The organism is Shewanella sp. SM87 (assembly GCF_025653705.1).
GTDB classification, from domain to species: domain Bacteria; phylum Pseudomonadota; class Gammaproteobacteria; order Enterobacterales; family Shewanellaceae; genus Shewanella; species Shewanella oncorhynchi.
In genome coordinates this window covers 43,968-66,168 of record NZ_JAKKSC010000017.1, presented here as the reverse complement: position 1 = coordinate 66,168, position 22,201 = coordinate 43,968, and the positions used below count along the sequence as shown (strand labels likewise).

Sequence of the window (22,201 nt, the reverse complement as noted above, 5' to 3'; positions counted from 1 at the left end):
CAAGGGCAATGATAACCACGATAATAAAAACTGACTGTTGAGGTATCATCAACAATAATGACAGGGGATTGCGATAATCTAAGGACACCATGGAGCACTTTTCGGCACTACCTATCTTTGTCACTGTAGTGGAATGCGGTAGCTTTTCGCTGGCAAGTCAAAAGCTTGGGCTGAGTAAATCGGCGGTGAGTAAACGCATTACCCTATTAGAACAAAGTCTGGGTATTCAACTTTTGCACCGTACCACTCGCAGCTTAAGTCTTACCGAGGCAGGCGCCCGCTACTTCGACTACGTTCGCCCTGCAGTTAAACTCGCAGCAGACGGCTTGGATGCTATTTCAGAGCTACAGCAAGCGCCTCAGGGCAGTCTGCTCATCGCTGCCCCTATGGTATTTGGCCGCTTGCATATCGCCCCTTTGATCCCCGAGTTTCTGCGCCGCTATCCAAAAATACAGCTGCAAATGCAGATGGATGATAAGACCACCGATTTAATTGCTGGCGGATTCGATCTGGCGATTCGCATCGGCGAACTGCCAGATTCCAGCCTGATTGCCCGTAAAATTGCCCCTTGTTTAAGTGTGATTTGCGCGTCACCCGAGTATCTTGCTCGCCACGCTGCGCCACACACGCCGCAGCAACTCAGCCAACATAACTGTTTGTTCTACTCATATTTTCGTGATGGTGTTGAATGGACCTTCTTAAGCCCGCAGGGCTCCACTCGCATTCAGCCGAACGGTAACTATCAAGTCAACAATAGTGATGCCATCCACCAAGCCACACTCGATGGTGTAGGCATAGCCAACCTACCCCATTTCATGGTCGACACCGACTTACAAACAGGCCGCCTACAAGCCTTGCTCGCAGACCATCCCCTCCCAGAACATGGCATCTACGCGGTTTATCCGCAGCGGAAATATTTGCCGACGAAGGTGAGTGTATTGATTGAATTTTTGATGGAGAAGCTGGCAAGTGGCAAGTTAGGGTAAATTTTCACTTGTCAGTAATGAGGAAGGACAACTCCCTTTCACCCCCTATGAAAAATAAACAATAGACCAGAGACCATCTGACTGACTCTCTCGAGCGGCTGATAGCGAATCATTTGAATAATCCGATTTATGTTTTTAATCAATACTACACTTGCATTTTTAGCCACTATTTATACGCTACAACGTATATAAAAATTATACGCTGTAACGTCTTAAACATTGACTATACGCTATAGCGTGTTAAGTTATGTTTATACTTTAAAGCGTATTGGGAAATAATGGGAATTCAAGATGAAGATCACCACAACCAAACAGCTTAGCGCTTATATACAAGATGTTCGCCAATCACAGGGACTCTCCCAGGCAAAAATTGGTGAGAAAATTGGCTTACGCCAAGGCACTATTTCCAACTTCGAACAGAATCCCGACAGCACTAAACTTGATACATTTTTCAAACTCTTATCAGCCCTCGAACTCGAAATAGAACTCAAACCTCGCAACGCGAGTGACAGTGATACAGGCTCAGCTGACAATAAGCAATGGGCTCAGGAGTGGTAATGGCAGCACTTGACGTTTATATGAATGGCTTTCTAGTCGGTACTTTCTCTAAAGAAGAGACAGGAGCCCATCGATTTCAATACAATAGCGACTGGCTGACTATTCTAGGAAATCGCCCCATATCGTTGTCTATGCCTCTACGCCAACGCCACTATCAGGGCAATGAAGTTTATAACTTCTTTGATAACTTACTGCCTGACTCACCGGAAATTCGCCAGCGTATCCTCGCACGCTATCAAGCTAGTTCAACCCAACCCTTCGATTTACTGACGAAAGTCGGCCAAGATAGTGTCGGAGCCTTGCAACTGGTACCACAAGGTATTGAACCCGAAGACATTAAAAAAATTGAATGTGAACCACTGGATGACGCAGCCCTAGTACGGGTCTTAGCAGGTTACCAATCCAAGATCCCATTAGGCATGCTCGAAGAATATGACGATTTTCGGATCTCAGTTGCTGGAGCACAGGAAAAAACCGCCCTGCTGAAATATGATGGTCAGTGGTGTTTACCCCATGGTTCAACGCCAACCAGTCACATAATCAAACTCCCTATCGGCCAGATAATCACCCATTCCCACACCTTAGATCTATCGGACAGTGTCGAAAACGAGTACCTGTGCATGTCTATTGCTCGAGAATATGGTTTACCAGTTCCCGATTGCGAAATCCTTAAGGTTGGGAATATCAAGGCGCTCGCGGTTGAACGCTTCGATCGCCGCTACGCAGCGGACAATAGTTGGCTGATGCGTCTACCACAGGAAGATTTTTGCCAAACCCTCAATATCCCCTCAGCAAGGAAATACGAGAACCAAGACGGACCAGGCATTAGCGAGATAATGTACGTATTGATGGGATCGCTTGCCCCAGAAAGAGATCGGCGCATCTTCATGAAAGCACAAGTGTTATTTTGGTTACTGGCGGCGACAGACGGCCACGCTAAAAACTTTTCGCTATTTATCAGGCCCGAAGGAAAATACGAGCTTACCCCACTCTACGACATCATCTCCGTTTATCCAGTGCTGGGTGGTACAGGACTTAACATCCGCGATGCGAAACTGGCCATGGGACTGACAGCCACTAAAGGGAAAAAATACCAGATTGAACAAATCTTTCCCCACCATTTTCTCGCTACAGCAAATCGAGTCGGCTTTAGTCAACAAGCCATGAACGAGCTTCTTGAGGAGTTTGTTGAAAAAACGCCTATGGTTATCCAACGGATACAAGCGCAACTGCCAGATGATTTCCCCCCACATATCCAGCACAGCATCCTGAACGGGTTAGAGCATAGGGTAAGGCGACTGCTATAACAGCGCTCAAATAGTGATGCCATCCACCAAGCCACACTCGATGGTGTAGGCATAGCCAACCTACCCTGTTTCATGATCGACGCCGACTTACAAGCAGGCCGCCTACAAGCCTTGCTCACAGACCATCCCCTCCCCGAACATGGCATTTATGCGGTTTATCCACAGCGAAAACATTTGCCGACTAAGGTGAGTGTATTGCTCGAGTTTTTGATGGAGTTGTTGGGGAGTGGCAAGTTAAGATAAATTTCAAAGTGATAGAACAATTTTGTGTAGTTGCTCTAACTGATTGAAAATCAGCCACTCTCAATGATACATTAAAGGGCGATTTAATAACCAAGGATGGAGAATGAACCAAGAATCACTTTTTGAAGATCTACCTGAAGTCGACTCAGGTAAATATGAAGCAAGCATGTTATCCAATCAGAAGTTTTGTGATCAAGTAGAACAATCCCTTGTGGCGCTTGGCTTCCGTGAAGTACAAGGTGTTCCGTCTCAAAACGAGTTCCTTAAAAGTGTGCCTTATACAGATATGTATGGTGGAATTCGAAAGGCGGCATTCTTAGTACAACATCAAACACTAGGAGCAGTCCGAATTGAAGCTCATAAGCAAGAGCAAAGCGGCTCTGTCGATCAAAAATTTCCTTTTTTCCTAGAGTCTCTTCGCCTCGCGCCAGAGCACAATTTAGTCATTTTACTAGGTGGGAAAGGCTATAAACAAAAAGCTTTTGACTGGATAAAAACTGCTGCAAGTAATATTCAAGACAAACAAATCAAGGTCTTTAGTGACCTTGATGAATTTATTAGTTTTTTCGTTTCAAAATAACCAAAAGGGTCGAACAATTCCGACCCTTTCTTTTACTAAATCACACCAATCCCACAATCTATCAAGTACTTATAAGTATGATCATAAAAATTGGGATCTCGAGTCTCATCTGATTTATCGCCTTTAGGAACGAATATCACCATGCCCTGACGAGCCCGCGTCAACAATACGCGATAAGCATTTTCAAGGTATTTTTGCCGAACTAATTGGCTTCGTTTTTGCCATTTGGTTCCTACAAACTGCCAGTGCTCAAATGCTTGAGCATTGAAACGGTAATCTGCATCCCAAGCCACAACGCACCAGTCTAGCTCTAGCCCTTGTACATCAAATTCAGTAGCAACATCCTCTAAAAATTCGGCAGAACGAATATCTTCAGCACCACTTAAAAACCACTTAGCAGGGTCTATCTCGTTCTTAACGAAAATACCCTCAGCTTTAAGCCTAATGCCGTTAGAAGAAGCAAGCAGCCCCATAGACTCATTGGCTCGTTTGTGCAGATTAACCCAAGCTTTGGCTTTAGCTATATCCCGAGTGACTTTGATTGGGTAGACATGCTCTATCTCTTTATAGAGGCTAACTGCAAGTCCGCATTGCCCAGAAACCAAGTAATGAACAAAGCTCGATAACTTTTCAGCACGGAAAGATCGCATGGATGTGGCAAGATGTAAGTTAGGTAAGATATTCGCCCTTGAAACCGCATTCAGGTCTACGCCCATTGAGACATACTCACCAGACAATAAAGCGGTGGAAAAATAGACATCCCAATCTAAGAACCTGTCCTTAAGTGCGTCCAACCAACCTGCTAGGCCTGCCTCACCTTTATTAATCTCCTGCCCACCACCAACTAGTGCAATAATAAACGCCCAGTCTTGACGACGGTCCATTACTTCGATGAGAAACTCAGGCTCTGATTTATCAAAGTCGACAATACCTCGCCTACGACGCATAAAATCGCTTGCCTGCTCTTTATCCCACGCCCGTTGAGCCTCATCAAATATGGCCACTTTTTCAGGCGGCACACCGCCATTCAGATATTCATCCCTAAAGCGATGGATATTCTGAATAAATGATTCAGTCTCCTTTCTGGTTTCGCTGATAGAATCACCAGTTCTAGAAGATCTATCCCTAGCTAAGGCTTCCTGTAATACCGTCACTAAAGGCCCATTACCACTGAGGAAAACAGAATACTCGTTCTCTTCCCTGTTTGCGTGAATACTCGCAATATTAAGCCCAACAAGGGTTTTTCCCGCCCCCGGAACACCGGTAACGAAACAAATTATTTTTCGCTTATTGATACGAGCATCGTGAATCAACTGAAGTAATTGCTGACTCGTTTGTCCAAGATTTTGAGTGTCGGCTTCACTACGAGCTATATCTTCGACTTTATGCTGCGCATATAGCGCTTGCGCCGCTTCGATAATTGTTGGTGTCGGCAAATAGCCAGAATCAGCCCACAAGCTTGGGTCAAAAGTAGGTTGATTCAACCGTTCAGCGATTTGGCGCATTCTTGAAAACAATTCACTGGGTGAAATACACAAGGTCGAAGCAACATTATCGCCTGCGAATACTGGATCTTTCGATTGGCTCGTCGCTTTAGTGGCGACAAGCAGAGGAACTAGATATTTATCATGACTACCGCGATGAAAGTTTTTTAAATCTAAAGCATATCCATGAGTTTGCCTCATATCTGCAGCAGTAAATACTTTTGCGCCAACTTTAAACTCTACAACAAAAACAATCCCTTTAAATATAATCACGACATCGGCACGTCGTCCCATTCGTGGGATCATAAACTCAATGAAAATATGCCCTTCTCGCTCAACGCTCTCGGCCAAGGAGCGTTTGAGAACTTCAATTTCAGCACACCAAGCACGAGTTTGTGCATGCAATAAATGCTGAGTATGGAAACGTGATATCTGCCCGGTAATCGCATCGGGCTCAGCAGATAGAAAATCTTTAAAACTCGCCGAATAAAATGCTCGTTGAGTCATAATGATCCCTCAACGGTAAAATCAAGAAGTTGTTTCGCCGGGATATCTAAAGCACTGGCAAGCTTAAAAAGATTAATCAAACTAACATTGCGTTGCCCACGTTCAATGCCGCTGACATAGGTTCTGTCCATGTCAGCTTTTAATGCAAGCTGCTCCTGAGAAAAAGATCTCTCAAGTCGCAAACTTTTTAGATGAGTACCGAATGAGGTAAGCAAATGATCTTCCATGAATAATCCTTTGAAGAGTTTTCATGATGATCTTTACTTGTAGACAATACGTCTACGGACTATGAGTCACATCAAATGCCTAGCACTTAATGATTTGAACATAACATCGCACAGGGTAATCACTCACAAAATGCAAAATGATTGTTGCCGCTGATTACATTTAGACGGCAAATTCCGCAATCTACTTACCAACCACTCGGCAATAAGTACCTTGTACTTCGGCCGCCGACGTCGACTTTGAGCCAGAATCTATCTCAAATTTCTATTAAGCGATTGGTTCTAATAGCTAACAGATATGCGCGAAGGCTAACAGGATTAGGCACTCGCATGGAAGCGACCATCCGTGACAGGACGTCACGGTTGAGCATCCAAGGACTTGAACAACTTCCCTATTTAACTGCCAGTTCGCCTTCCATGGCTCTCGTTCATAAACTTAGAAACCCTAGGTTTCTATTCACCGAGTCACTGGAATGCAAGTGCTTGATAACATGCCTAACCCTTATCGTTTCAAACTAAGTGGCAATAAGTATCTGGTACTGCGGCCGCCGGCGTCGGCTTTCACTAAAAAGTGCTGTTCGACCATTTGCGCAAGATGACGGGTGGCGGTGGCGCGACTCACCTTCGCGACTTTTTGATACTGGCTACTATTAATCCCTAGTTCAAAATCGCCATCTAACATCCGATTGAGCACTTTGGCTTGCTCCTGGCTCAATAAAGGTTGGTCGACACTTTGCCAATACTGAGTTTTCAACAGCGTTCTGCTCACATCTGCCATCGCATTGAGTAAGCAATCATTGAGGGTTTCAAAAAACCATACTAACCAAGGAGTAATATCGACATCACCCCTTTGGGTAGACTCTAAAATGTCATAGTAAGCTTGGCGACGGGCAAGAATACTGACCGACATAGCGTAAAAACGAATCGAGCGTTTCTCCGCTTGCGCCAAAGCCAAATCAGTCAATAAACGCGTGATGCGCCCATTACCATCATCAAGTGGATGCAGAGTAACAAACCAAAGATGTGTTATCGCCGCACGGATAAGCGGATCTAAAACCTGCGCTTGCCGTGAAGCATTAAACCATTCGATAAACTGCGAGAGTTCAGCATCCAATGACGCTCTAGAGGGTGCTTCAAAATGTACTGTTGGTTTATCAATGCGGCCAGAGACAACCTGCATAGGTGTATCGCCACGCAGCGTTCCACCAATAACGGGGTTAAACAATGTATAACCCTGGGGAAATAACTGTTTATGCCAGCCCAATATCCGTTCGAGGGTTAATTCAGTCTCTAAATTTTTTAAAGCATCGAGCATAATGTCAGCTAAACCATCGGTTTGCGCTGTTGTCGGATACGGTTTATCTTCAGTCACGCCGAGTTTTTTAGCCAAGGATGAGCGTACCGAAGCAGCATTGAGCTTTTCACCTTCGATGGCACTGGAATGGATAATGTTAGCGAGTAAAGTTTCGAGTGCAGCGTCTGAAGTTAATAAGCTATCGTCGTGGCTTAGCATTTGCTTGCCAAGTAACTGGCCCTGATTGAAATAGACCTGACGCAGCAAGGCATCAATGTTGCTGGTGTTCCAATGAAACTTAGGCCAATCGGCTTGCTGCCAAATCCACATATCTACCCCATGAGTCGAATAACAAGCCTATTCTACTCACATAATGAGGCGATTAACAAACCTATTCGCCTCACATTATGAGTCGAATAGCGCTAATAATCGCCTCATCAATTCCAATATGGTTATACAATGCAGGGAAATGAGCCTTGTTGGTAATCCGGGATCTCGTTTCTAAGCCTTATGGGCTTCCACACTTACTATTATTGTGCAGCGATGCTTCAGCTATCACGCAATACGGTGCGCCTTTACTGGGTGCATTGCAGTGGTGCGTGACTTTTATGTATAGCCACCGACAAAGCCTTCGCGCTGAGATATAATACCGCCGCTGATTTGACACGCCAATGTGAAACGCCGAGGTGATAACTTACGGCTTTACTGCACCGCTGACACACATTCTGAGCCTAACCTATGCCTGATAACGCCAACAATTCACCAACCTCTACTCACGTACAATGTACTGCTAATGCACAGCGTATCGGCAATGTTCAACCTACTGGTCATTCACCGATTGCGACGCAAGATGCAATGCATCCAGTCCAGTCGAATGCGCTCAGTGACGAACAGATAAAGGTGAAAAAGCAGAAAGTCTTTATCATAGGTTTGCCACGCACGGGCACCACGAGTGTAAGTGTGGCGCTGTTGGAGCAAGGGCTAAAAGTGGCACACATGGCCTTTACTAAACAGGCATTTATGCTGGCCGATGCAGTGTCTGACACGCCTTGTTTCAGCGATTATCAGCAGTTGGATTTATTATTTCCCGAGGCTGTGTTTGTCTATCTCGACCGCGATATCAATACTTGGTTGCCTTCAATGCAGATGTTACTTGGTAAAATGGCACCCCATTTAGATGAAAAAACGGGCCGTTTCCATCCAATATTAAAGCGCAGTTTTAGGCATACTTTCGCCATAGATAAAGTGGCGGAACCTGCCAGCAGTGAGCACTTAATTGCTTGTTATCAAAAGCATCAGCAAGAAGTATTCGCTTACTTTAATGGGCGGGAAGACTTTATTTCAATCGATGTTAGCCATGCAGGAAGCTTAAGTCAGTTACTGCAATTTTTGGGAATGGAAGCAAACGCGGAGAATAGCGATGTCGCATTAGGTTTAAGCGAGCCGCTGAGTTTCCCTAAACTTAACGTGGGCCGCAACGTGGCAAGTTGGGGTGAATATAAACACCCCAACAAGGTCAACACCAATAGCGCAGGCCCACAAAGCCGTAAGTTTTTCGACTACACGCTTTAACAATGCATTGGATCAGTACACAAATACCAATACACAGATATCCAAGCGCTGAATTAGAAATTAGCTTTAAGCACAGTCTCTTGGTCGAGCAAGCTTTGGTACAAGGTAAACTGGTTGGCGGCGCGGTCTAAATTATGGCCTTCACGGTGGATATGGAAATACACATCACCGTTAAGATAATCCGTTAAAAAACGCACGCCTATCATCAAACAGATCACCCGCGCACCGAGCCATAGACTGCGTTTTTCATCTTCCGTTAAGACGTCACCCAACTCGCTCAAGTAGCCACGGCAAATCGCGGCGAAGATATCTTGGCGCACTTGGACTTTATCCAAGGCCGTAGAGTCTTCCTCCTCTGGCGAGCAGAAAGTGCGTACCATGTCGCCGAAGTCATACATAAGATGACCTTTCATACAGGTATCTAAATCGATAATCGCCATGCTGGACATGTCGCGTTTATCAAAAAGCATGTTATTGATTTTAGTGTCGTTATGACAAATTCGTAGCGGCAGCTTTGGCGATATTTCTGCAAGTTCATCAAGCAACGCCTGCTGAGATAACGCGTAATCGACCCAATGACGGCAGAGCGCTAAACGATGTTGACTATCGAGTTCAGCGGCCTGCTTTAGTAAGGCCATGCGTCCCGGTAAATGGTGAAATTGAGGGATCACATCTTCAAGCTCTGTCGCATCAAAATCACTCAAGGCTGAGGCAAAATGCCCAAAGGCCTTAGCCGCCATTTCAGCTTCTTGTTCCGACTTAACCACTTCAATACTAAGACTATGGGGCAAGTAACTGATCGCGCGCCAAAATCCTTGCTCGCCTAAATCGATAGCCAGCTCACCCTCTTGGGTTAAACATGGGCTAACGACTTTAAGGCCGTATTGTTGCTGCAATGACTTAGCGCATAAATGATGGCTAATTTTATCGGCATTGCAGACCAAAGCGTTGGGTGTTTTAAATACCTCAGTGTTAATTCGCTGCAATACCAATTCGCCCGCAGGCCAACGCACTAAAAGGGTGTCATTGATGTGGCCATTACCGAGGGCAGAAATTTTCGCCTCGGCAGATTCAATACCAAAATGAGGCAACACTGACTGCCTGATGAGTTTAATCACTCAATAACTCCGTTAATTTTTGTTTTACCCAGACAGTGTCCTGCGGATAAGTCACGCCAAGCCATGGCTCACAGGCAACATCGACATACACAGGCAAACCTTGCTCAATTCCCGCTTGTACTATGGCGGGTAAATAGCATTCAGACTTAGGTTGTTGCCCCTGTTGCCCGATAAATTCGGTTAATTCACGTTTAATAACATCAAATATGTTTGGGGAGAAGCCCCAGCATGTCATAGAGACCAAGGAGTGCGCCGGCAAATTAGCATGACCCTGCGGGCCATCACCCATTAAGTGGCCAGCTTGCTCGGCGATATTGAGCCATTCGGCGACCGATTTAAGCTGACCATTTTCAACCTGACACAAACCACGATTAACGCCACCGTGTTCCGACAACGTGAGTTCTATGGGATAGGCCACCATCATCCACTCAGTTGGCCTAGTGCTTAAGCCTTTGGCTAAGGAAGCAAAAGCGCTATCACCATAAAAATCATCGGCATTGATAACGGCCATTGGCCCTTTAACGAGATGGCGCGCACTCCAGAGTGCATGGGCCGTGCCCCAAGGTTTAAGCCTGTGGCTAAGATCCGCCAACTGCGCCGCTTCGGGTAAATCCGTTAAGACTTGATAGCAAAAATGATATTCAAAATCGGCTGGCAAAAATCGTGTCAGGATCTCAGTTAATTCACTTTCTAATTCTGGGCGGATCACCAGCACAGCACGCTGAAAACCACTGCGAATGGCCGACATGATTGATAGCACCAACATGGGTTCACCCGCGGGGCCGAGTGCCGCCAATTGCTTATCGCCGCCGAAACGACTACCTAGCCCCGCAGCCATAATGACTAAGGTCAATTCTGTATTCATGCTGGATTGATATATTCAGTTCAAATTTAAAGGTGTTTCCCCAAACCGCAGCGACCTAAACAACCTAAAGTACGGTTTGAGAAAAAGAGGAGCAAAAGTGTAATCTACCCCTCTAATTGTGACTAGCATTTAAGCAGAATTTTTATCGACTTAGCTGCAGACTTTTTTAACGAGCAATATAATCGCCAAAGGTGCGATTTTGTTCCAATATCGCTTGGCTGCCCTTAAGACTGAACTTATAACCACACAGGCTAATATTACCTCGACGGGCGAGATCAATAATGATGGCCTGAGTATCGAGTGGTGAGAATCGCGCCTCTGAAGCGGAATCCGCTTTCAGATCCACAGTCACAGGGCGATAGTCAGTGCCATTGTTAAAGGATAAGACGCTGCAAGTTTTATCTCCCTTTGCCGTCGCTAAGGACCACAGATTTTGTGCTTTACCTTTCTCACCGAGCCAACGCATGATCAAGATGTCATCCTCCAGCGCCACAGAAAAACCGTCCGGTAACGCGAGCGTCACCCGCTCACCCGCATAGGGCGCAATCGCGTTAACCGTGACAACTTCTGCACCATCACCTGTCTCAGAGTCGCCATTTGGCCAAAGGCCCCACACCAAGGCAATCAAGAGCACCACGCCACAGCCAATTCCTGCTGGGCGCCAATAACGGCGTTCCACTTTCGGCAGTTTAATCTTAGGCAACACCAAGAAACGCTTTAGTGGCGCCAAAAACTCAAATAAACCGCGAAATAGCTCAGTCATCGAACCAGAATCTTTTGCTTCGGCGCGGCGCTGACGCACTTCTTCGGCATGATCTCTATCGTTAAAGCTGTCAGGCTCGTCATCTTCTTCGGCGGTAAAACGCCAACCGGGTTCAGTACTACGCTCGGCAGGATCTAATTGCGCCGCAGTAAAGTCGACATGTTTCAAATTAACATTGTCCACATCGACATCGACCAACTCAATGTGGGTCTGTTCAACGCGGCTAGTATTAGCAGGACGGAAATCTGCATGGCTGTCTGGTATCACAAAATCGGCAGGATTCTGCGTCATTCGAGTTAACGCATCAAAGCGCAGCTCATCTTGACGCAACGCCTCTCGCTCTGCCTCCGCCGCGCTAACACTCGGCTCAACCCTCGCCGATGTTAAAACAGATTCAACATGGTTCGATAAATCGACCTCTGGCTCAGACACAGTCTCAGCGCTAATGGTTTGGGCATGAAGCTGCTCAACATGCGGCTCATGCCTTTCAGCTTGAGGTTGTGCTTGAATATGAGAGGTAGATTTTGCCGATTGTCTTACGGCAACGTCTTGATCAACAATAGGTTTAGGGTCAATGATGTTAGGATCTATGGCAGTTTTAGATGCCATGGCTTTAGGGTCTATAGTTTTAGGATCTACGATTTTAGGATCTATGGTTTTAGGTGCGATGGTTTTAGGAACGATAGTCGGTTCCACACGGCGCCTAGGCATGGCCTGTGATGTTGGTGCATCCAGCTCAGGACCGAAATAACCGTAGCGATAATCCACTATCGTTGGTGCAGGAAAGCGCCAGCCCCAAAATGTCAGTCCCGCGGCTAACACTAAACTCAATCCAATTAAGGCAATATGCACACCGGCCGCTAACAGGCCGATAAAAATTATTAACGGCAATAGAAATACGCCAATCAAGCCTTTTGACTTATCGGCATCGGCCAAACGACGCAAACTGGTGAGCCCTAATAAAGGTAGACCCAACAATGCCAGCAAATACATCAGAAAATTAGCCCCAAAAGCAGCGGCTGCAAATGCAATACAGACGTAAACGCCAACACTGATTGCGACAAAACGGGGACGAGAATCACGCCCGTGAAGGCAGAAAAGAGATTTTAACAGCACGACCCTTCCTTTATTGTTGTAAAAACGAGATACAAAAAGACACTCATTGCCTTATTCGCACGAGCGTAACCAATTTACCCGCAATTGTCAGTGCCTACGACCCAAGTCGGATAAAAATGCACATAATATCGAAGTAAATCTAAAATAGGCTTAAATTGCCAGCCAACAAGCCCTAGTATTTCTATGGTCAAAATCGGTATAATACTCGGCTTTCTGGGCCCTTCTTGCGTTAACCCATTGGATATTTAGCTCATGACCGCACGCGGAAATTTATTTATTGTGTCGGCGCCAAGTGGCGCAGGTAAATCCTCGTTGATTTCAGCCTTGCTTAAAGACAAGCCAGCCGACATGCAGGTTTCGGTATCTCATACCACCCGCGCACCACGCCCAGGTGAAGTTGATGGTCAACACTATCACTTCGTTAATGTTGAGCAATTCAAAGCCTTAATTGCTGAAAATGCCTTTTTTGAATGGGCAGAAGTGTTTGGCAATTATTATGGTACCTCGCGCCATGTGATCGAGCATACGCTCACCCAAGGTATCGATGTTTTCCTCGATATCGACTGGCAAGGTGCCGAACAAGTTAAAGCCGTGATGCCAGAAGCCGTTGGTGTGTTTATTCTACCACCCTCTAAAGCCGAGCTAGAACGCCGCCTCACTGGTCGCGGACAAGACAGTAGCGATGTTATCGCCAGCCGTATGGCACAAGCCGTATCGGAAATGTCCCACTATAAAGAATATGATTTTATTATCGTCAACGACGATTTTGACACTGCCTTAGCCGATTTGCGTGCCATCATTCGCAGTCAGCGCTTAACAGGTGCTAGTCAGATCCACGCGCAAAATGATATGCTTCACGATCTGTTGGCAGGATAGCTGTCATAGTGTACAATTTTGCGTCATTTTTTCCCTAGATAAACTGGAGTTTCAACACATGGCTCGCGTAACTGTAGAAGACGCCGTAGAACAAATCGGCAACCGTTTTGATATGATCTTGGTTGCGGCGCGTCGTGCTCGCCAAATCGCCGTGCAGGGTAAAGACCCTATGGTTGAAGAGATGAACGACAAACCCACGGTTATCGCCCTGCGTGAAATCGAACTAGGTTTAGTTAATGCTCACACCTTAGATGCCGATGAGCGTCAAACGGTACGTGAACGTGAAGCCGCTGAAATTGCAGCGGTTGCAGCCATTGCTGAAGGTCGTTCATTATAGTTTTTGAGTAAAAACCTATTTAGGTAAAAGGAGAGCTGCCACTTGTATCTGTTTGAAGGTCTAAAGGAGTCTGCTTCCGGTTACTTAGAACCTGAACAGGTAGAATTGCTCAAGCAGGCGTACCAGATTGCGCGCGATGCCCACGAAGGGCAAATGCGCACGAGTGGCGAACCTTATATTACTCATCCGGTTGCGGTTGCCCGCATCCTTGCTGACATGCGTCTTGATCATGAGACGCTGATGGCAGCACTGCTCCACGACACCATCGAAGATACCCATGTCACCAAAGACGATTTAGCCGAACTATTCGGTGTCGCGGTGGCCGAACTCGTCGAAGGCGTGTCAAAACTCGATAAGCTTAAATTTCGCGACAAGAAAGAAGCTCAGGCTGAAAACTTCCGTAAAATGATGATGGCGATGACGCAGGATATCCGCGTTATCCTCATCAAGCTTGCCGATAGAACCCACAACATGCGTACCTTAGGTGCACTGCGTCCCGACAAACGTCGCCGTATCGCCCGCGAAACCTTAGAAATCTACGCACCTATCGCTAACCGTCTTGGTATACATAACATCAAGACAGAGTTAGAAGACTTAGGTTTCCAAGCTTATTATCCAATGCGATATCGGGTGCTTAAAGAAGTCGTTAAAGCCGCCCGTGGCAATCGCAAAGAATTGATCCAAGGCATCGAAGCCGCTGTGTATACGCGCTTAAACGATGCAGGTATTCCAGGGAAAGTTAAAGGTCGCGAGAAAAACCTCTACTCCATCTATAACAAGATGCAGAGTAAAGAGCTGCAATTCCAAGAAGTCATGGATATTTACGCCTTTAGGGTGATAGTCGATTCCATCGACACTTGTTATCGCGTACTCGGCGCCATGCACGGACTGTACAAACCTCGTCCCGGTCGTTTCAAAGATTATATCGCCATCCCTAAAGCCAACGGTTATCAGTCACTCCATACCTCTTTATTTGGTCCACACGGCGTGCCCGTTGAGATCCAAATTCGTACCGAAGATATGGATCAGATGGCCGACAAAGGGGTTGCCGCACACTGGGCCTACAAAGGCGGTGCGCAAACAGGCCAAGGCACGACGACTCAAGTGCGTGCCCGTAAGTGGATGCAAAGCTTGTTGGAGCTACAACAAAGCGCTAGCACCTCATTCGAATTCGTTGAAAACGTGAAGACTGAACTCTTCCCTGAAGAGATTTATGTGTTCACCCCTGAAGGTCGCATTCTGGAATTACCCGTGAATGCCACCGCGGTAGACTTTGCCTACGAAGTGCATACGGACGTAGGTAATACTTGCGTCGGCGCCCGTGTTAATCGCCAAGCGTATCCGCTTAGCCAGCCGTTAATTTCAGGCCAAACCGTTGAAATCATTACCGCTAAAGGCGCCCGTCCTAATGCCGCTTGGCTGAACTTTGTGGTAACCGGTAAAGCTCGCGCTAAAATCCGCCAAGTGCTGAAAAGCCTTAAAGGTGATGATGCGATTGCACTCGGTCGCCGCCTGCTCAACCATGCGCTAGGCAAAACTAAACTCGACAGCATTGCGCCTGAGCAGATTGAAAAAGTGATCCGCGATACTAAACATACGACGCTCGATTCGCTGCTCGCCGATATCGGTCTTGGCAATGCCATGAGTATTGTTATCGCCCAGCGTTTGATTGGCGATAATCTTGAGAATCAAGAAAGCCGCGACGGCCACATGATGCCAATTCGTGGCGCCGAAGGCATGCTCGTTACCTTCGCGAACTGTTGCCGCCCTATCCCAGGTGATGCCGTGATTGCCCACGTGAGCCAAGGTAAGGGCTTAGTGGTACACATGGAAAACTGCGCCAATATTCGTGGTTATCAAGGCGAGCCAGACAAGTATATTCCCGTACAATGGGATAATGTTGAAGGCGTTGATTACCAAGCCAATCTGCGGGTCGAAATCGTTAACCACCAAGGTGCACTGGCGAAGATCACCTCGATCATTGCCGCCGAAGGTTCAAACATTCACAACCTCAGCACTGAAGAACGTGATGGTCGCGTGTATTTGATCAACCTGCGGATTTCGGTGAAAGATAGGATCCATTTAGCCAACGTGATGCGCCGAATTAGGGTACTGCCCGAAGTACTGCGCACATCCCGTAATCGTTAATTAACTCAACACTAGAGAGAGCGTCATGGCAGAAAAAATCATCATAGCGACCGAAAACGCCCCAGCGGCAATAGGCACGTATTCACAAGCGGTTAAAGTCGGCAGCACAGTGTATTTATCTGGCCAGATCCCGCTCGTGCCAAGCACAATGCAAATTGTCAGCGATGATTTTGAAGCGCAAGTCGTGCAAGTATTTGAAAACCTGACGGCAGTTTGTACTGCTGCGGGTGGTTCAATCAACGATATCGTTAAGCTCAACATCTTCCTGATTGATTTAAGCCACTTCGCTAAAGTGAATGAAATCATGAGCCGTTACTTCAGCCAGCCATACCCAGCCCGTGCTGCTATCGGCGTGAAGCAATTGCCGAAGGATTCTCAAGTTGAAATGGACGGCGTGATGGAGCTGTAAGCGCTAGCATTTCACCTTCTATAAACGAAAAGGCGCTACGGCGCCTTTTTGTTGCCAACACAATCCAACCCCCCGCTCGCCACTCTCTTCATCTTGCTTTCACACTCAACTTGTAGGCTTTGCGCTCCATTCTCATATTTTACAATCTTGTAAACTATTTGCGCGAGCTCACAAAACTCGCCATACTGGGTACAGCCAAAAGAACAATAAATAACAGGGAATTGCCAATGGATACAGCGATTAAGACGCCAATTGAAATGCTGGCGCACTGGGCTAATACTCAGGGGGACCAAGTCTATTTACGCCAACCGATCAAGGGTCAATTCCTTGATTTTACTTGGGCTGAAGTTCAAGAAAAAGTTCAACAACTTGCCGGAGCCTTACATCACTTAGGCTTAGAGCGTGGTGATAAAATTGCCGTTCTCTCTAAAAACTGTGCCGAATGGTTTATCACCGACCTCGCGTTGATGCACGGCGGCTATGTCAGCGTACCTATTTACCCTACCGCCAACACAGATACTATTCGCTATGTGCTGCAACACAGTGGCGCAAAAGCCATTTTTCTCGGCAAGCTTGACCATTGGGCTGACCAAGAAGCCGGTGTCGGCGGCGAGCTACTACGCCTTGCCATGCCCTATGATACGATGCCAGCACAATATCAATGGGAACAATTACTTAAGCTAGGCTACCCCTTAATTAATGCCCCGCTGCCGACTCCAGATCAAGTGATGACACTCATCTATACCTCTGGCTCGACTGGCCAACCTAAGGGCGCGATTCAAACCTTCGCCAGCTATGGCTGGACTTGCCAAGCGGTCGTCCGTGACCTGCGCACCGATGGCGACGATAGACTTTTATCCTATTTACCCTTAGCCCACATCACAGAGCGCGTTGCGATTGAAGGCTCATCCTTCTACTCAGGTAGTGTGGTGGCTTTCGTTGAAAGTCTCGACTCCTTCGTTGTCGATGTTCAACGGGCAAAACCAACGGTATTCTTCTCGGTACCACGGTTATGGAGCCTGTTTCAGAAAAACATTATCGACAAAATTGGGGTCAGTAAACTTAATCTATTGCTGAAAATCCCACTGCTTAGCAGCTTTGTGAAATACAAAATCCATAAGGGTTTAGGCTTGAACCATTGTCGTCTACTCGGCTCTGGCTCGGCGCCTATTCCGCCATCACTGATCCACTGGTATCACAGTATTGGTCTTAATATCTGCGAAGCTTGGGGTATGACAGAAAACTGTGCCTATTCGATCATCAACTATCCTTTTGATGCGCGTAAAATTGGTACTGTTGGCCGCCCAGTTGAGGATTGCCAGATCCGCCAAGGCGAGGATGGTGAGCTACTGCTCAAGAGTCCGGGATTAATGACAGCTTATTATCTGCAGCCTGAAGCTACTGCAGCAGCCTTCGACGCCGATGGTTTCTTCCACACAGGCGATCTGTGCTCAATTGATGCCGATGGTTGTGTCACTATTACTGGCCGAGTGAAAGACAACTTTAAAACCGCCAAGGGCAAATATGTAGCACCCGTGCCTATCGAACGTAAATTGGCGCAGGATCCCCATGTTGAACTGATTTGTGTGATTGGCTCTGGTCTGCCACATCCCGTCGCACTAGTGCAGTTATCCGAAGGGGCCAATCTACAAGCCCGTGAAGAAGTCCGCACCTCACTCAAAGCGACACTCGATAGCGTTAATCCGCACTTAGAGTCACACGAACATGTCGATGCGATTGTCGTGGTCAGTGATCCTTGGACGATTGAGAATGATGCGCTCACGCCTACCCTCAAAATCAAACGCCATGTGCTTGAAAAAGCCTTTAGCGAACGAGTTGACGGCATTCGTGGCGCCCAAGTCCGCTGGGAAGATGAATTAACTCAAAAATAACTAGGCCAAACAATCTGTTGGCGAGTATGGTCATCAGCTAAAACTAAGCACGCCTAGGGTGTGCTTTTTTATGACATATTCTGTCAAAATCCGATAAAACCACGTATCATGTACGCCAGTCGGCCAAGGGGCAATTCCCTTGTACTTTTCCATTCAATATTAGGTTTAACAGAGTCTAACGATGCTAATTACACTATCGATTATTGGCGGTTTTATTATTTTAACCTTAGGCGCTGAAGCCCTAGTTCGTGGCGCGAGTTCAATCGCTCTACGTTTAGGTATTACGCCACTTATCATAGGCTTAACTATTGTAGCCTTTGGTACTAGCGCACCAGAACTGGCTGTGAGTGTAAAGTCTGCTCTAGCAGGAAACAGCGGTATCGCCTTAGGTAACGTTATTGGCTCTAACATTGCTAACATAGGTTTGATTTTAGCCATCACCGCACTTATCCGCCCTATTCAAGTGCAATCTCAAGTCGTAAAGCGTGATATCCCTTTGATGATATTGGCTTCTATGTTGTTCTGGGCACTCTTGTTAGATGGCGAGCTCAGCCTAATTGACGGTGTGATATTGCTGTCACTACTGTTCGGTTATTTAGCCTTTAGTTACATCAGCTCGAAAAATGGTAATGAAGAGGAAGAGATTGAAGCAGGTCCAAATAATCCGCTACTTTCAGCCCTATTTATCTTAGTCGGTATTGGTATGTTAGTCGGTGGCGGTATTTTGTTTGTCAACGGCGCAGTAGATTTAGCCAAGACCTTCGGTATCAGTGAAGTCATTATCGGCTTAACGATCGTGGCGATTGGTACCAGTATGCCAGAGTTAGTAACTTCTGTTCTCGCGGCACTGAAAGGTCAGAGTGACATAGCCATAGGTAACGTTGTCGGTTCTAACATATTCAATATTTTGGGTATTTTAGGTATTACTGCAATAGTACAGCCAGTATCATCACTTGGCTTCCAACCCTTTGATTTCATCGTGATGTTGGCATTTGCCATCATGATTTTACCTTTCGCTTGGACAGGATTTCGTATTGGCCGCCGCGAAGGTTCAGTATTACTACTGTGCTACTTAGGTTACTTGGGCTACCTAATAAACCAAGCGAGCACTCAAGCTGTGGTATAACACTTAGCTGCTCATTTACGATAAAAAAACACCGGAGCCTCTCCGGTGTTTTGCTCTCTAGGTATTGCAGTCCTTTATTCATCACGCACCTTCTTTAAAGCACACCTCATAAAAAATATAAGCACACAACTCAACTGATGACATTTGTCATGCCAAAGCCATGACCTTTGTGTCTGCACTTCTTCTATCGAATTTCTGATAATGAGCCCGTACCCAAACATTGGGAAACTCACTCAATAAGGAAATACCATGAAAACATTACTCCTCGCCTCCAGCTTTTTGCTTATCAGTACTCACTCGTTTGCAGCAACACCATCAAACACTAACATCACCAATGTAGACGCGGCCTCGAATGCGATGAATCTAACGCAATTACAACAACTGAGCGGTAGCACTCAAGATTATGATAAAGCCTATGCGAACTATCGCTTAGCCATCAGTGCCAATGTAATGGGGCAGAAAACGCTCGCTAGCAGCGCACTGACTACAGCGCAAACCACATTAGAAGCACTCGAAACCAGCCAAGCGAATGCAGAATCCCTCGCGCTGTTATCGTCGGTTTATGGCATGCAAATCGCCTTAGACAATAGCAAAGGTGCAACGCTCAGTATGAAATCCGCCAAGGCGATTACCAGTGCCGAACAATTAGAACCACAAAATCCACGGGTAGCACTTGTTAAAGCCATCGCAGCCTATAACACGCCAGCCATATTTGGCGGCAGCATGCAAAATGCTAAGACCTTAGCCACTACGGCCATAGAAAGATTCGCCCAGCCTTGCGACAACATTTGCTGGGGTGAAGCCGAAGCCTACACGTGGCGCGGGCTCGCTAAACAGGAATTAGGCGATAGCCAAGGCGCGATTGAAGATTGGCAACAAGCGACCAAAGTACAAGCAGATTATGGTTGGGCAAAATTTTTGCTTCAACAAAATCAGCAATTAAGTGCAAAATAGACAAAGTTGTTAACGGGGATCTATGGCGCTGACGATAGCGCCAATCCCTAAAAAGAATAAATTAAAACAGATGCCATCGGTGGGCATTCAACAACCAACTCAGTGACACAGAGGCATCATGATAAGCACTCCCCTTCAGCTCGAACGAAAACTTGCTTGGGTGTATTTGATAAACTTAGTGTTTTATCTGATCCCACTTGCCATAAATCCCTATCCAAGCTGGAAAATCGCCCTCAGTTTTGCCGTGTTAATCCCTTTTATTGCCAGTTATTTTTGGACCTATAAGTGCAATAGCCGTAGCGCCTATCTGCCCATTCTCATTATGGTGGCAATAGCAATAGCGATCACACCAATCAACCCAGGCTCTATCTCGCTATTTACCTTTGCCGCCTTCTTCATTGGCTTTTTTTATCCTCTCCGGACCTGTCTGTTGGCTATTGCAGCCCTCATCAGCCTGCTGTTTGCCCTCAATGAGATTTACCACTTTAACAGTTACTACTTTCCGCTTTACGGCTCGGGATTAGTGCTCGGCGTGGGCATGTTTGGTGTCGCCGAACGCAGACGTTATCGGCATAAATTGAAAGAACAGCAAAGTGCCCAAGAAATTGCCACCTTGGCCACTATGCTTGAGCGTGAACGTATCGCGCGGGATCTACACGACATTATGGGGCATAGCCTATCTTCCATCGCCCTTAAGGCTGAGCTAGCCGAAAAACTTATCGCAAAACAAGAATATGAACTCGCATCAACCCAACTGATTGAGCTAGGACAAATTGCGAGGGAAAGTTTAAGCCAGATCCGCCACACAGTGTCAGACTACAAACACAAGGGCCTAGAGAGTTGCGTGACGCAGCTTTGTAAATCCTTAAGGGATAAAGGCTTAAGTGTCGAGCTCAGTGGTGAGCTACCCAAGCTAGGTGCAAGCACAGAAAGCCAACTGAGTTTGATCCTCACCGAACTCATTAATAATATTCTTCGCCATAGCGGTGCAAGTGAATGCTCTATCCACTTTTCTAAGCAATCAGACCGCCTGCTGCTCGAAGTCAAAGACAATGCCGCGGCCAAACCTTTTATAGAAGGTAATGGCCTCACTGGTATACGCGAGCGTCTCGACAGTTTAGGCGGCAGCTTGAGCTATAATCTCGAACAGGGATATAGATTTACCGTCAGTTTACCTTTGCAGGGAGCAACACATTAATGAAGATTTTATTGGCGGAAGATCAAGCTATGGTGCGAGGAGCACTCGCCGCACTCCTTACGCTTGCAGGGGGTTTTAGTATCACCCAAGCGAGTGACGGCGACGAAGCTCTAAGCTTACTCAAACAGCAAAGCTTTGATCTCTTGCTAACGGATATCGAAATGCCCGGCCGCACAGGCTTAGAGCTGGCTACATGGTTAAAGGAGCAACATAGCCAAACCAAGATAGTGGTCATTACCACCTTCGGCCGTGCAGGCTATATAAAACGTGCCATCGAAGCGGGTGTGGGCGGCTTTTTGCTTAAAGATGCGCCCTCGGAAACCTTAGTCAACGCGATTCAACAAGTGATGGCGGGAAAACGAGTGATCGATCCTGAACTTGCCATGATGGCGATTGGCGATGTCGACCCGCTCAACGACAAAGAACGCCGCGCTCTTCGCCTCGCTAGCGAAGGCAAATCCACCTCCGACATCGCCGAAACTCTTTTTATCGCCGAAGGGACTGTTCGCAACTACCTCTCAGAAGCCATAGCCAAGCTCAATGCCAGTAATCGAATCGATGCAGCCCGCATTGCCAAGCAAAAAGGCTGGTTGTAATAACACTCACAGTTAACCACGCTTTCAGCCTAACGATATCTTATCAAC

At 46.6% G+C, this 22,201-nt stretch carries 20 protein-coding genes and 1 pseudogene; 15 read left to right on the top strand and 6 right to left on the bottom strand.

Translation table 11 applies throughout. The features are described from left to right. Positions 1–89: 89 nt before the first annotated feature. From L5M11_RS14505 to L5M11_RS14485, 5 genes and pseudogenes are all read left to right on the top strand, one after another. Entirely contained in the window at positions 90–986 is an 897-nt protein-coding gene (locus tag L5M11_RS14505; protein WP_263192580.1) for a LysR family transcriptional regulator, read from the top strand. Between the two features lie 291 nt (positions 987–1,277). Then, complete coding sequence (locus tag L5M11_RS14500) at positions 1,278–1,544, top strand: helix-turn-helix domain-containing protein (protein WP_219234683.1); 267 nt, start codon at positions 1,278–1,280, stop codon at positions 1,542–1,544. Then, entirely contained in the window at positions 1,544–2,851 is a 1,308-nt protein-coding gene (locus L5M11_RS14495) for a type II toxin-antitoxin system HipA family toxin (protein WP_263192577.1), read from the top strand. The genes L5M11_RS14500 and L5M11_RS14495 overlap by 1 nt, the downstream gene beginning before the upstream one ends. Beyond that, positions 2,852–3,094: pseudogene (locus tag L5M11_RS14490) on the top strand (LysR substrate-binding domain-containing protein); the annotation flags it as partial. Positions 3,095–3,197: 103 nt separating this feature from the next. Next, the gene (locus L5M11_RS14485; protein WP_259566514.1) at positions 3,198–3,674 is read left to right on the top strand and encodes a PD-(D/E)XK nuclease superfamily protein; all 477 of its coding nucleotides are present in this window, start codon (positions 3,198–3,200) and stop codon (positions 3,672–3,674) included. A 35-nt stretch (positions 3,675–3,709) separates the two neighbouring features. Here the strand turns inward: L5M11_RS14485 and L5M11_RS14480 are convergent, their stop codons facing one another. The 3 genes from L5M11_RS14480 to L5M11_RS14470 all read right to left on the bottom strand — a co-directional run bounded on the left by L5M11_RS14480 (position 3,710) and on the right by L5M11_RS14470 (position 7,513). After that, complete coding sequence (locus tag L5M11_RS14480; RefSeq protein WP_263185214.1) at positions 3,710–5,665, bottom strand: DUF2075 domain-containing protein; 1,956 nt, start codon at positions 5,663–5,665, stop codon at positions 3,710–3,712. After that, positions 5,662–5,892 (bottom strand): helix-turn-helix domain-containing protein, encoded by a 231-nt coding sequence (locus L5M11_RS14475; protein WP_076497128.1) that lies wholly within the window; start codon positions 5,890–5,892, stop codon positions 5,662–5,664. The genes L5M11_RS14480 and L5M11_RS14475 overlap by 4 nt, the downstream gene beginning before the upstream one ends. Positions 5,893–6,391: 499 nt before the next feature. Then, positions 6,392–7,513, bottom strand: coding sequence for a Fic family protein (locus L5M11_RS14470; protein ID WP_263185215.1), 1,122 nt, complete (start codon positions 7,511–7,513; stop codon positions 6,392–6,394). A 408-nt stretch (positions 7,514–7,921) separates the two neighbouring features. On the opposite strand from L5M11_RS14470, the gene L5M11_RS14465 reads away from it, so the two are divergent. Then, the gene (locus tag L5M11_RS14465; RefSeq protein WP_263192575.1) at positions 7,922–8,755 is read left to right on the top strand and encodes a sulfotransferase; all 834 of its coding nucleotides are present in this window, start codon (positions 7,922–7,924) and stop codon (positions 8,753–8,755) included. Positions 8,756–8,808: 53 nt separating this feature from the next. Here the strand turns inward: L5M11_RS14465 and L5M11_RS14460 are convergent, their stop codons facing one another. The 3 genes from L5M11_RS14460 to L5M11_RS14450 form a co-directional block, all read right to left on the bottom strand. Continuing rightward, complete coding sequence (locus L5M11_RS14460) at positions 8,809–9,873, bottom strand: phosphotransferase enzyme family protein (protein ID WP_212600297.1); 1,065 nt, start codon at positions 9,871–9,873, stop codon at positions 8,809–8,811. Beyond that, a complete protein-coding gene (locus tag L5M11_RS14455; protein WP_263168710.1) occupies positions 9,866–10,738 on the bottom strand; it encodes an NTP transferase domain-containing protein in 873 nt (290 codons plus the stop codon). Before L5M11_RS14455 ends, L5M11_RS14460 begins: the two co-directional genes overlap by 8 nt. Positions 10,739–10,904: 166 nt before the next feature. Continuing rightward, positions 10,905–12,617 carry a hypothetical protein gene (locus L5M11_RS14450; protein WP_263185218.1) on the bottom strand — a complete coding sequence of 571 codons (1,713 nt, stop codon included), beginning with the start codon at positions 12,615–12,617 and terminating at the stop codon, positions 10,905–10,907. A 252-nt stretch (positions 12,618–12,869) separates the two neighbouring features. Here L5M11_RS14450 and gmk point away from each other — a divergent pair, with 252 nt between their 5' ends. The 9 genes from gmk to L5M11_RS14405 all read left to right on the top strand — a co-directional run bounded on the left by gmk (position 12,870) and on the right by L5M11_RS14405 (position 22,153). Further along, positions 12,870–13,493, top strand: a complete 624-nt coding sequence (gene gmk / locus L5M11_RS14445; protein ID WP_105251162.1) for a guanylate kinase — start codon at positions 12,870–12,872, stop codon at positions 13,491–13,493. A 58-nt stretch (positions 13,494–13,551) separates the two neighbouring features. Then, a complete protein-coding gene (gene rpoZ, locus L5M11_RS14440) occupies positions 13,552–13,830 on the top strand; it encodes a DNA-directed RNA polymerase subunit omega (protein WP_007651394.1) in 279 nt (92 codons plus the stop codon). Between the two features lie 42 nt (positions 13,831–13,872). Next, the gene (spoT, locus tag L5M11_RS14435; RefSeq protein WP_105251161.1) at positions 13,873–15,978 is read left to right on the top strand and encodes a bifunctional GTP diphosphokinase/guanosine-3',5'-bis pyrophosphate 3'-pyrophosphohydrolase; all 2,106 of its coding nucleotides are present in this window, start codon (positions 13,873–13,875) and stop codon (positions 15,976–15,978) included. 25 nt (positions 15,979–16,003) lie between these two features. Further along, positions 16,004–16,387, top strand: a complete 384-nt coding sequence (locus L5M11_RS14430) for a RidA family protein (RefSeq protein WP_006079838.1) — start codon at positions 16,004–16,006, stop codon at positions 16,385–16,387. A gap of 227 nt (positions 16,388–16,614) precedes the next feature. Next, positions 16,615–18,279, top strand: coding sequence for an AMP-binding protein (locus L5M11_RS14425; protein WP_168826527.1), 1,665 nt, complete (start codon positions 16,615–16,617; stop codon positions 18,277–18,279). A 181-nt stretch (positions 18,280–18,460) separates the two neighbouring features. Beyond that, a complete protein-coding gene (locus L5M11_RS14420) occupies positions 18,461–19,405 on the top strand; it encodes a calcium/sodium antiporter (protein WP_105251158.1) in 945 nt (314 codons plus the stop codon). Between the two features lie 249 nt (positions 19,406–19,654). Next, a complete protein-coding gene (locus tag L5M11_RS14415) occupies positions 19,655–20,359 on the top strand; it encodes a hypothetical protein (protein WP_263185219.1) in 705 nt (234 codons plus the stop codon). 118 nt (positions 20,360–20,477) lie between these two features. Continuing rightward, a complete protein-coding gene (locus tag L5M11_RS14410) occupies positions 20,478–21,557 on the top strand; it encodes a sensor histidine kinase (RefSeq protein ID WP_263185220.1) in 1,080 nt (359 codons plus the stop codon). Beyond that, positions 21,557–22,153, top strand: a complete 597-nt coding sequence (locus tag L5M11_RS14405; RefSeq protein WP_113941110.1) for a DNA-binding response regulator — start codon at positions 21,557–21,559, stop codon at positions 22,151–22,153. Before L5M11_RS14410 ends, L5M11_RS14405 begins: the two co-directional genes overlap by 1 nt. The last annotated feature ends 48 nt before the right edge of the window (positions 22,154–22,201 follow it).